The 11576-nt window shown below is 62.1% G+C and carries 10 protein-coding genes; 2 read left to right on the top strand and 8 right to left on the bottom strand.

Annotated features, from left to right (window positions below; genetic code table 11):
• The 4 genes from OQK_RS12485 to OQK_RS12470 all read right to left on the bottom strand — a co-directional run.
• Nucleotides 1-1332: ABC transporter permease subunit (locus OQK_RS12485; protein WP_038860904.1), on the bottom strand; the 1332-nt coding region annotated here is incomplete at its 3' end.
• Complete coding sequence (locus tag OQK_RS12480) at nt 1332-2408, bottom strand: putative 2-aminoethylphosphonate ABC transporter ATP-binding protein (RefSeq protein ID WP_016772688.1); 1077 nt, start codon at nt 2406-2408, stop codon at nt 1332-1334. The genes OQK_RS12480 and OQK_RS12485, both read right to left, overlap by 1 nt.
• Nucleotides 2409-2629: 221 nt before the next feature.
• Complete coding sequence (locus tag OQK_RS12475; RefSeq protein ID WP_038861192.1) at nt 2630-3493, bottom strand: LysR family transcriptional regulator; 864 nt, start codon at nt 3491-3493, stop codon at nt 2630-2632.
• A 15-nt stretch (nt 3494-3508) separates the two neighbouring features.
• Nucleotides 3509-5815, bottom strand: a complete 2307-nt coding sequence (locus OQK_RS12470) for a heavy metal translocating P-type ATPase (RefSeq protein ID WP_016772686.1) — start codon at nt 5813-5815, stop codon at nt 3509-3511.
• 84 nt (nt 5816-5899) lie between these two features.
• Here OQK_RS12470 and cadR point away from each other — a divergent pair, with 84 nt between their 5' ends.
• Nucleotides 5900-6349, top strand: coding sequence for a Cd(II)/Pb(II)-responsive transcriptional regulator (gene cadR / locus OQK_RS12465; RefSeq protein WP_016772685.1), 450 nt, complete (start codon nt 5900-5902; stop codon nt 6347-6349).
• Nucleotides 6350-6474: 125 nt separating this feature from the next.
• Here the strand turns inward: cadR and OQK_RS12460 are convergent, their stop codons facing one another.
• The 3 genes from OQK_RS12460 to OQK_RS12450 form a co-directional block, all read right to left on the bottom strand.
• A complete protein-coding gene (locus OQK_RS12460; protein ID WP_016772684.1) occupies nt 6475-7446 on the bottom strand; it encodes a thymidylate synthase in 972 nt (323 codons plus the stop codon).
• Between the two features lie 50 nt (nt 7447-7496).
• Nucleotides 7497-8312, bottom strand: a complete 816-nt coding sequence (lgt, locus tag OQK_RS12455; protein WP_016772683.1) for a prolipoprotein diacylglyceryl transferase — start codon at nt 8310-8312, stop codon at nt 7497-7499.
• A gap of 79 nt (nt 8313-8391) precedes the next feature.
• Nucleotides 8392-9174, bottom strand: a complete 783-nt coding sequence (locus tag OQK_RS12450) for a sulfite exporter TauE/SafE family protein (protein ID WP_016772682.1) — start codon at nt 9172-9174, stop codon at nt 8392-8394.
• A gap of 130 nt (nt 9175-9304) precedes the next feature.
• Between OQK_RS12450 and OQK_RS12445 the strand changes: the two genes are divergently transcribed.
• Nucleotides 9305-10051, top strand: a complete 747-nt coding sequence (locus OQK_RS12445) for an NRDE family protein (protein WP_016772681.1) — start codon at nt 9305-9307, stop codon at nt 10049-10051.
• Between the two features lie 194 nt (nt 10052-10245).
• Here the strand turns inward: OQK_RS12445 and ptsP are convergent.
• Nucleotides 10246-11576: phosphoenolpyruvate--protein phosphotransferase (gene ptsP, locus OQK_RS12440; protein WP_016772680.1), on the bottom strand; the 1331-nt coding region annotated here is incomplete at its 5' end.

Below are 11576 nucleotides of genomic sequence, written 5' to 3'. Positions count from 1 at the left end.
ATAGTGCGCAATGGTGCAGACGATCAGCAGCGTCATCGTCCCGTACAGCACATGCAGCGGATTGCCGCTGAGGTTGAAGAAGAAGACGTAGCCCAGGCCCAGCACCAGCCCCGGCACCGCCATCGGCACGAAGCTGAGCATGCGCAAAGCCAGGTTCAAGCCGCGCTGGGTGCGGGTTTTCTCCATCAGATAGGCGCCAGTGAAAATCAGCACGCTGCCAATCAGCGCGGTGCCCAGCGCCATTTTCAGACTGTTGCCGTAGGCGAGCCAGCCACCGCCGGCGGTCTCGTTGAACTGATAGTGGTTGAGCGACAGCGACAGGTTGTACGGCCAGAATTTCACCAGGGACGAGAATACCGCCATGCCGAACACCAGCAGCAGCGCGACGCAAATCAGCAAAACGATCGCCAGATAGCAGCCGTCGCGCATTTTCGACGGCAGCGGTTTGAACACCTGCGCGCGCCCGCTCATGGAGTCACCTTGGCGGCGACGCAACCACGCATCGACACCGAAACTGAACAGCGCCGGCAGCAACAGCACCATGCCGATCAACGCGCCGCGGCCGAATTGCTGCTGGCCGACCACGGCTTTGTAGGCTTCCAGCGCCAGCACTTGATAGTCGCCACCGACCACCACCGGCACACCAAAATCGGTAATCGTCAGGGTGAACACCAGACAGAACGCGGCGAATACCGCCTGGCGGGTCGCCGGCCAGGTAATGCTGCGAAACGCCTTGGCCGGACTGGCGCCCATGCTCGATGCGGCATCGAACAGACGTGCATCGGCCAGCGACAATGCCGAGAGCAAAATCATCAGCGCATGGGGAAAGGTGTAGATCACCTCGCCCAGCACAATGCCCCAGAAGCCATAGATATTGTCCGAGAGCAGCCCACGCAGCATGCCCTGGTTGCCGAACAGATAGACCAGCGCAATTCCCGGCAGCATCGACGGCGCCATCAGCGGCAGCAGCGAGATCCCGCGCCAGATGCCTTTGCCCGGAATCAGCGTGCGTTGCAGCGCGTAGGCAAACAGGTAGGCCAGCGGTACGACAATGGCCGCCACGCTGAGGGACACTTTCAGGCTGTTGCCGAGCAGCCAATGGAAATTGGCACTGGTCACCAACTCCTTCGCCGCGAGCCAGCCACCGCCCTGCCCGGCGTCATTGCTGAAACCGCGCCAGAAGATCGCCAGCAACGGCAGCAGCACCGCGAGGCCGAGCAACACCAGAAGGAGGACTTTGCCGCCGAGCACGAACAGGCGATCGCCGATCTCGGCTTTCGAGGACTGTCGCACCTGCTTGTGCGGTAGCGGCAGCGCGAGGTTGCTGTTCATCAGGCGAACACCTGCAAACTGCGCGGCGGCAAGGCGACCATGATCTGCTGGGCGCCGAGGCGCGGCATGGCTTCTGGCGCGATTTCGGCGAGCAGTGCGTGGCCCGGCAATTGATCAAGTTCGAAGCTCATCCGGCAGCGGTTGCCGAGGAAAGTGATTTCGCGAACTTTGGCCGGAAACAGGTTCTCTTCGTGCACCAGCGGGTTGACGTTGATCGCCTCCGGGCGGCAGAACAGTCGACCCGAAGCGCCGTGCACGCTGCCCTCGGCCAAGCGCAGATTCATCCCGCCGACCCGGGCATGACTGTCGCTGCTGCGCTGGAACGGTAGCCAGTTGCCCTGGCCGACAAACTCGGCCACGAACGGCGTGGCCGGGCGGTTGTAGATTTCCTGCGGGGTGGCGTACTGCTCGACGCGGCCGTTGTTCATCACCGCGATGCGATCGGCCATCAACATCGCTTCGTCCTGATTGTGCGTGACCATCAGCGTGGTGATGCCGAGGTTGCGTTGCAGCTGACGCAGCTCGGTGCACAAGTGCTCGCGCACCCGCGCGTCGAGGGCCGACATTGGTTCATCGAGCAACAGCAGCGACGGCGCCGGCGCCAATGCGCGAGCGAGCGCTACTCGCTGTTGCTGACCGCCGGACAATTGGCCTGGGTACTTTTTCTCACTGCCGCTGAGACCGACCAGTTCCAGCATCTGACCGACTCGCCGGCGCACTTCATCGCGGCCGCTGCCGGCGAGGCCGTAGGCAATGTTCGCCTCGACCGTCAGATTGGGAAACAACGCGTAGGACTGGAACAGAATCCCGTAATCCCGCGCTTGCGGGGCGAGGTGCGAGACATCGCGATCGCCCAGATACAGCTCGCCGCTGTCCTGCTGCTCCAGCCCGGCAATGCAGCGCAACAATGTGGTCTTGCCACAGCCCGACGGGCCGAGCAGGCACACCAGTTCGCCGGCGGCGACATCGAGGGAGACGTTATCCAGCGCAGTGAACGCACCGAAACGCTTGTGCACGCCGCGCACTTTCATCGGCGCGCCGGGGTTGGTCAGGGCAGTTGCGATGGCAGGATTCATGGACGGACCTCAGCAAACGGATGAGGCCAATCCTAGAGCTGTAATGCGTCCGTCATGTGGCAACGAGGCAAAAACCGCTGATAGTGGTATTCGAGGATTTTGGTTCACTGCAGATCGTTCCCACGCTCTGCGTGGGAATGCCTCATCGGACGCTCCGCGTTCGGCTTTTGGGACGCAGAGCGTCCCGGGCTGCATTCCCACGCAAAGCGTGGGAACGATCATTACGCAGGAGACATCTCTTGTGCCAAGCCGAGGAACGCCGCCGGCAACCGCGCACCCTTCCTCTCTTTGAGGCAATACAGATACTCCGGAATCTGCGGTGCATTCTCAATGGTCAGCACCCTCAGTTGCGGATCATGCGGCACCTCCTGCCGCGCAATGATGCTGATACCGATATTGCGCAGCACCGCCTCGCGAATCGACTCACGGCTGCCGATTTCCAGCAGCGGCCCGAAGCTCACTCCGGCGCTGGCCAGCAACTCTTCGGTGAGGCGCCGCGTGGTCGAACCGGGTTCGCGCATCAGCAGCGTATGCCCGGCCAGCGCGTTCAGCGTCACATGTTCCTGCGCCGCCAACGGATGATTGCGATGCACCGCCAGCACCAGCGGATCGGTGCCGAGCACCCGGCGAATCAACCGCGCATCGTCGAGCAACTGCGACGAAGCCGCGACATCCACGCGGTAATCCTCCAGCGCTTCCAGCACCTGCTGCGAATTGCCGATCTCCACCGACACTTCGACCTGCGGCAAACGCTCGCGGAAGGTTTTTACCAGATCGAGGATGTAATACGGCGCCGTCGCGGCAATGCGCAGCGTGCCCTGCACCTGGCCGCTGTTGCGCAGGAAAAACTCGATGTCCGCCTCTTGCTGCAACAGGGTCTTGACCATCGGCAGCAAGCGCGCGCCTTCGTCACTGACGCTCAGTCGGCGCCCGCCACGGTAGAACAACTCCACCGAATACTGGCTTTCCAGGTTACGAATCTGCGTGGTCACGGTCGGTTGGCTGAGGCCGAGCTTTTTCGCCGCCAGCGTGATGCTGCCCAGGCGGGCGACCATGTAAAACGCTTTCAGCTCGGCACTCAGCACAACCATCCCTCACGTTTATTTGCGCAACAGGCGCAAACCGTTGAACACCACCAGCAGGCTCACGCCCATATCGGCAAATACCGCCATCCACATGGTGGCGAGCCCGGCGAAGGTTACCGCAAGAAAGATCGCCTTGATCACCAGCGCCAAGGCAATGTTCTGTTTCAGGATGCTCGCGGTGTTGCGCGACAAACTGATGAACGCGGGGATCTTGCGCAGATCGTCGTCCATCAGGGCGACATCGGCGGTTTCGATCGCCGTGTCGGTGCCGGCGGCGGCCATGGCGAAACCGATCTCGGCGCGGGCCAGTGCCGGGGCGTCGTTGATGCCATCGCCGACCATGCCGACCCGGTGGCCCTGCTTGTACAAATCTTCAATGGCTTGCAGCTTGTCGGTCGGCAGCAAATCGCCGCGCGCCTCGTCGATGCCGACCTGGGCGGCAATCGCTTGCGCGGTGTGGACGTTGTCGCCGGTCAGCATCAGGGTTTTCACCCCAAGCTCATGCAACTGACGAATCGCTTCGCGGCTGGTTTCCTTGACCGTGTCGGCCACGGCGAACAGCGCCAGCGGGCCTGAGCTGTCGAGCAGCAGCACCACGGATTTGCCCTGTTTTTCCAGCGCGAACAGCTTCTCTTCCAGTTGCGGCGAGCAAAGGCCCAATTCTTCAATCAGACGATGGTTGCCCAAGTGATAAGTCTGGCCGTTGATGTCGCCTTTGACGCCCCGCCCGCCCAACGCGGCGAAGTTATCCACAGTCAGCGCGGTGAAGTTTTTATCCACAGCAGCATTGGCAATCGCCAACGACACCGGGTGATCGGAACGCCCGGCCAGCGCGGCAGCGATGGCCGGCGCGCTGGCATCGGCTGTCGGATCGAGCGACAGGTAATCGGTCTGCACCGGTTTGCCGTGGGTGATCGTGCCGGTTTTATCCAGCGCCAGATAATCAAGCTTGAAGCCGCCCTCCAGATACACGCCGCCCTTGACCAGAATGCCCTTGCGCGCGGCTGCCGCGAGGCCGCTGACGATGGTCACCGGGGTGGAAATCACCAGTGCGCACGGACAGGCAACCACCAGCAACACCAGCGCGCGGTAGATCCAGTCGAACCAGACCGCGCCCATGAACAACGGCGGAATGACCGCCACGGCCAAAGCAAAGACGAACACTGCCGGGGTGTAGATTTTCGAGAATTGGTCAACGAAACGCTGGGTCGGCGCCCGCGCGCCCTGGGCCTGTTCGACTGCGTGAATTATCCGCGCCAGGGTCGAGTTGTTGGCCGCAGCACTGACCGTGTATTCCAGCGAGCCGGCCTGATTGATGGTGCCAGCGAAGACTTTATCGCCGACAGTTTTTTCCACCGGCAGGCTTTCACCGGTTATCGGCGCCTGGTCGATGGTCGAGCTGCCGCTGACCACCGTGCCGTCCAGGGCAATGCGCTCGCCGGGTTTCACCCGCACGCGGGCGCCCAGTTCGACGCTTTTTACCTCTTGTTCGAGCCAGTTGCCGTCGGCCTGCAAGACCGTGGCCTGCTCCGGGGTCATCTGCATCAGGCCGCTGATCGCATTGCGCGCGCGATCCAGCGAGCGTGCTTCAATCAGCTCGGCGACAGTGAACAGGAACATCACCATCGCCGCTTCCGGCCACTGGCCGATGAGGACCGCGCCCGTCACCGCAATGCTCATCAGCGTGTTGATGTTGAGATTGCGGTTCTTCAGGGCAATCCAGCCCTTTTTGTAGGTGCCGAGGCCGCCGCTGAGGATCGACACCAGCGCAACAATCGCCACCACCCAGTCGGGGGCAGCGCTGGTGAAGTGGATGACTTCGGCGCCCAGCGCGGTCACACCGGACAGCGCCAGTGGCCACCAGTGTTTTTTCACCGCAGCCGGGGCCAGCGCATCGACACCCGCCTCCAGCGGCTCGGCGTGCATGCCGAGGGATTTGATCGCCTCGGTAATCGGCTCGGTGCCCGGCAGATTATGGGTCACGCCAAGCACGCGGTTGATCAGGTTGAATTCCAGCTGCTGCACACCAGCGAGTTTGCCGAGTTTGTTCTGGATCAGCGTCTGCTCGGTCGGGCAGTCCATTGCCTCGATGCGGAAGCTGCTCAGGCGCGCGTCGGCGCTGGTCTTTTCGCTTAGTTGCACCAGGGCAGGCGCTGCGGCTTTCGACGAGCAGCAGGAATCTTCGTGCGAATGAACCGGGGCCGGCGCAGCTTTCGAAGCGCAGCAGGAATCGCCGCCGTGCGAATGTTTATGCACCGGCTGCAATTCATGACTGTGATCGTGGCCGTCGCCGGGCTTGTGGGTGTGCGGGGAATCGCTCATTGGTCGCGTCCATGAAGGTGCCTGTTGCCAAGTTAAGACCCTGTAGCCACTATAGGGTCAAGCACCCTTTTGGAGATGGCCGTCATGAAGATCGGCGAACTGGCGAAACTCACCGACTGCGCCGTGGAAACCATCCGCTACTACGAGCGCGAAAACCTCCTGCCAGAACCGGCGCGCAGCGACGGCAACTACCGCGTCTACACCCAGGCCCACGCCGAGCGCCTGACCTTCATCCGCAACTGCCGCACCCTCGACATGACCCTCGAAGAAATCCGCAGCCTCCTCGCCCTGCGCGACAGCCCGCAGGATCAGTGCGAGAGCGTCAACGCGCTGATCGACGAACACATCCAGCATGTGAAGGCGCGAATTGACGGCTTGCTGGCCTTGCAGACACAACTGCTCGACCTGCGCCAACGCTGTGGCGAAGGGCCGGAGGCGGATCAATGCGGGATCTTGCAGCGGCTGGAAGTGAGTGGCGGGGTTGTTGCAACCGAAGTTGAGCATTCCCACGTCGGCCGTAGCCACGGCCACTGAGCCCAACACACAACCAAATGTGGGAGCGAGCCTGCTCGCGAAAGCGGTGTATCAGTCGACACATCTGCGACTGACACGCCCTCTTCGCGAGCAGGCTCGCTCCCACAGGGATATTGCGGTGTGGTTTAGACCGCCATCGGCGCAGTCATTGGCGGGTGATGCTCATAGCCTTCCAGCGAGAAGTCGCTCGGCTCGACCAGTTCCAGCCATTCCGGCTGATACACACCAGTTTTGGCAAACTCCGGCACGCGGTCGGAGATTTTCAGTTTCGGCATGGCAAACGGCTCGCGCTTGAGCTGTTCGTTGAGCATGTCCAGGTGGTTCTCGTAGACGTGCGCATCGCCGATGAAATAGGTGAACCAGCGCGGCGTGTAGCCGGTCAGGCGCCCGATCAGGCTCAGCAGCGCGGCGCCCTCGGTGAGGTTGAACGGCGTGCCCAGGCCCAGATCGTTGGAGCGGATGTAGAGAGTCAGAGAAATCTCTTTGGTCTCGACGTTCGGGTGGAACTGGTACAGAAGATGGCATGGCGGCAGGGCCATTTCATCGAGCTGGGCGCAGTTCCAGCCGTGGAACAGAATGCGGCGGCTGCCCGGATCCTTGATGATCGTGTCGACGCACTGGCGTACCTGATCGATCGCCTTGTACAGCACGACGTAGGCCTGGCCGTCTTCCTCGCCCTGAGCGATCTGCTTGTAGCCGTTGCTCAGGGTCTGTTCGATGGCGGCAGTGTTGCTCAGCGGGATCTGCTTGTACGCCGGCCACTTGCGCCATTGCACGCCGTAGATTTCACCGAGGTCGTCGTCGCCCTGGCGGAACGGGTTGGCCAGCCACTGCGCGTTTTCGTTGGCGTTCTGGTCCCAGACCTTGCAGCCCAGCGCGCGAAATTCAGCGGCGTTGTTCACGCCACGCAGAAACCCGCACATCTCGCCGATGGCCGATTTGAAAGCCATTTTGCGCGTGGTGATCGCCGGGAAACCTTCCTGCAGATCGAAACGCAGCATCGCTCCCGGGAAACTGATGGTGTTGATACCGGTGCGGTTGGCTTGCTTGGTGCCGTTCTGAATGACGTGCGAGACCAGTTCGAGATATTGCTTCATGAGTTACCTGTGTCCTTGGAGCCCCGGCGTCGCGCGCCGGGGTTCGTAGTTTAAGCCGTCGGCGCGAGTGGCGCTGCCGGGGCGCGACGATAGGCCAGCCAGATCAGCAACAGCCCGCCGACAATCATCGGCACGCAGAGCACCTGACCCATGGTCAGCCAGTTCCACGCCAGATAGCCCAACTGCGCATCAGGCACGCGGACGAACTCGACGATGAAACGGAAGATGCCGTAGAACAGCGCGAACATGCCGGAGACCGCCATGGTCGGGCGCGGTTTGCGCGAGAAGATCCACAGGATCAGGAACAGCGCCACGCCTTCGAGGGCGAACTGATACAGCTGCGACGGGTGGCGCGGCAACTGCGCCGGATCGCTGAAAGGCGGGAACACCATGGCCCATGGCACGTCGGTGGCCTTGCCCCACAGCTCGGCGTTGATGAAGTTGCCGATGCGCCCGGCGCCCAGGCCGATCGGCACCATCGGCGCGACAAAGTCCATCAACTGGAAGAACGACTTGCCATTGCGCTTGCCGAACCACAAGGCCGCGAGCATCACGCCGATGAATCCGCCGTGGAACGACATGCCGCCCTTCCACACTTCGAAAATCAGTGTCGGGTTGGCCAGGTATGCGCTCAGATCATAGAACAGCACATAGCCCAGACGGCCGCCGACGATCACGCCCATCGATAGCCAGAACACCAGATCGGAGAGTTTCTCCTTGGTCCAGGTCGGGTCGAAGCGGTTGAGCCGGCGCGACGCCAACAGCCACGCGCCGCCGATGCCGATCAGGTACATCAGACCGTACCAGTGGATTTTCAGCGGACCGATGGCCAGGGCCACCGGGTCGATCTGCGGGTAAGGCAGCATTGCGACTCCTTGTTAGAGTTGAAAGCGAAATTCCCGGGCGACGCTGCCACCTCAGGATTAAGCCAGGATTGCCACGCGGTCAGAGCAGAAAGCTCAAACCCACGCAGAACAGCAAAGCGGCGAACAGCCTTTTCAGCAAGCGCGGCGACAACCTGTGTGCCAAACGCGCACCGAGCCGAGCGAACACCATGCTGGTCAGGGCGATGCCCAACAATGCCGGCAAATACACAAAACCGAGACTATGGGCCGGCAACAACGGATCGTGCCACCCCAGAATCATGAAACTTGCTGCACTGGCCAGAGCAATCGGCAAGCCACAGGCCGACGAGGTCGCCACGGCTTGCTGCATCGGCACGCTGCGCCAGGTCAGAAACGGCACGGTCAGCGAGCCGCCGCCAATACCGAAAATCGCCGAGGCCCAGCCAATCACCGTACCGGCAGCGGTCAGACCGAGTTTGCCCGGCACCGTTCGGCTGGCCTTGGGTTTGACATCCAGCGCCAGTTGCACGGCGATCACCAGAGCGAACACGCCGATAATCTTTTGCAGGTTCGGCCCGGAGATGGCTTCTGCGGTCAGCGCCCCGAAACCGGCACCGAGCAGGATACCCACGGTCATCCAGCGAAAAATCGCCCAGCGCACCGCGCCACGGCGGTGATGTTCACGCACGGCGTTGACCGAGGTGAAGATGATCGTCGCCAGCGACGTCCCTACCGCCAAGTGCGTAAGAATCGACTGATCGAAGCCCTGCAAAGTGAAGCTGAACACCAGCACCGGGACGATGATGATCCCGCCGCCAACGCCAAACAGCCCGGCGAGCACGCCCGCACAGGCGCCGAGCGCCAGGTAGAGCAGAAATTCCATGACCGTCTCCAGCACGCATCGGCAAAACTGGAGCGGCATGTTAACGGATGCGCAGCCTTCTGCTCCACTGGCGATGGATGCACGGACGCCGGATGCGTAGAGTGGGCAAAAAACACACAAGGACCACCTTATGTGCCTGATTGTTTTCGCCTGGCGCCCGGGCCATGCCCAGCCGCTGATCGTCGCGGCCAACCGCGACGAGTTCTACGCCCGCCCCAGCCTGCCACTGGCGCCGTGGCCCGAGGCGCCGCATGTGCATGCCGGGCGTGATCTTGAAGCTGGCGGCACGTGGCTGGGGATCGGCGCCAACGGACGCTTCGCCGCGCTGACCAATATTCGCGATCCGCAACAGCCACCGGCGACCAAATCCCGGGGCGAACTGGTGGCGCGCTTTCTTGCTGACGATCTGTCGATTGATGATTATTTGAGCGATGTGGTGGGCCGTGCGGGCGAATACGCTGGCTTCAATCTGCTGCTGGGCAATGCCCATGAGCTGTGGCATTTCAATGCGCGGGCGTCGGAGTCGGTGATGTTGCAGCCCGGGGTTTATGGTTTATCCAACGCGGGGCTGGATACGCCTTGGCCAAAACTGCTCAAGGCCAAGGCTGCGTTGAGCGCGGTACTGGACGATCCGCAACCTGAGCGCTTGCTGGCCTTGCTGAGCGATGCGCAGACCGCGCCCGAGGCGGAGTTGCCGGATACGGGAGTGGGCATGGCGACGGAAGCGTTGTTGTCGAGCGTGTTTATTGCCAGCCAGAGCTATGGGACCCGAGCGAGTACAGCGTTGATCGTACAAGCGGACGGCACGCGGCGGATGGTAGAGCGCAGCTTTGGGCCGTATGGTGGGCATCTCGGGGAAGTTGAGGTTTGTGTCTAGCAGCAGCCCCTCACCCCAGCCCTCTCCCGGAGGGAGAGGGGGCCGACCGAAGTGTCTTGCGGTATACATCGACCTGAAAGATCGAGTCCATTACGGATTCAGCAAAGCACTTACAGGTCGACGGAGTTCTGCAGCATCCCCCAATCAGTCCCCTCTCCCTCTGGGAGAGGGCTAGGGTGAGGGGCTTTTGATCTTTAGAGAGCCTTGGTCACCACCGGCGAATTCATTTTCGCCAACCCGAGATTCTTCAGCGCCAGTTGCAGCGAGCTGTGGATAACCTGCGGGTTATCGATCTTCATCAGTTCCGCCAGCATCTCCTGCGCCTTGCTCAGGTTCACCTGACGCAACATCCACTTCACCTTCGGCAGGTTGGTGGCGTTCATCGACAGGCTGTCGAAGCCCATCGCCATCAACAGCACCGCCGCCGCTGGATCCCCGGCCATCTCGCCGCAGATACTCACCGGTTTGCCTTCGGCATGGGCGTCAGTGACCACGGTTTGCAGGGCTTGCAGCACCGCCGGGTGCAGATAGTCGTAGAGGTCGGCGACGCGCGGGTTGTTGCGGTCTACCGCCAGCAGGTACTGGGTCAGGTCGTTGGAGCCAACGGAGAGGAAGTCGACCATCCGCGCCAGTTCCTTGGTCTGGTACACCGCTGCCGGGATTTCGATCATCACGCCGATCGGCGGCATCGGCACGTCGGTGCCTTCGTCGCGCACTTCGCCCCAGGCACGGTGGATCAGGTGCAGGGCTTCTTCGAGTTCGTGGGTGCCGGAGATCATCGGCAGCAGAATCCGCAGGTTGTTCAAGCCTTCGCTGGCCTTGAGCATCGCACGCGTCTGCACGAGGAAGATTTCCGGGTGGTCGAGGGTCACGCGAATGCCGCGCCAGCCGAGGAACGGGTTGTCTTCCTTGATCGGGAAGTACGACAGCGACTTGTCACCACCGATGTCGAGGCTGCGCATGGTCACCGGTTGCGGGTGGAACGCGGCGAGCTGTTCGCGGTAGATCGCTAGCTGTTCCTTCTCGCTCGGGAAGCGCTGGTTGATCATGAACGGCACTTCGGTGCGGTACAGACCAACCCCTTCGGCGCCACGCTTCTGCGCCCGCGCCACATCGGCGAGCAGGCCGGTATTGACCCACAGTGGCATGCGATGGCCATCGAGGGTCACGCACGGCAGGTCGCGCAGGGTGTCGAGGCCCAGCGCCAGTTGTTTCTCTTCTTCGACGACTTCGGCGAACTGCTTGCGCAGCACTTCGCTGGGGTTGGTGTAGACCTCGCCACGGGTGCCGTCGACGATCATTTCGATGCCGTCGACCTTGGCGTACGGCAGGTCGACCAGGCCCATCACCGTCGGAATGCCCATGGCTCGGGCGAGAATCGCGACGTGAGAGTTACCCGAACCGAGTACCGAAACCAGACCGACCAGCGTGCCTTCCGGCACCTCGCCGAGCATCGCCGGCGTCAGCTCTTCGCTGACCAGAATGGTTTTTTCCGGGTAGACCAGGTTCTGCTGACGCTCTTCCT

This window comes from Pseudomonas sp. R62, assembly GCF_000257605.1.
GTDB classification, from domain to species: domain Bacteria; phylum Pseudomonadota; class Gammaproteobacteria; order Pseudomonadales; family Pseudomonadaceae; genus Aquipseudomonas; species Aquipseudomonas atacamensis.
The sequence above is the reverse complement of the archived record's forward strand: the minus strand, read 5'-3'. Positions and strand labels throughout refer to the sequence as shown.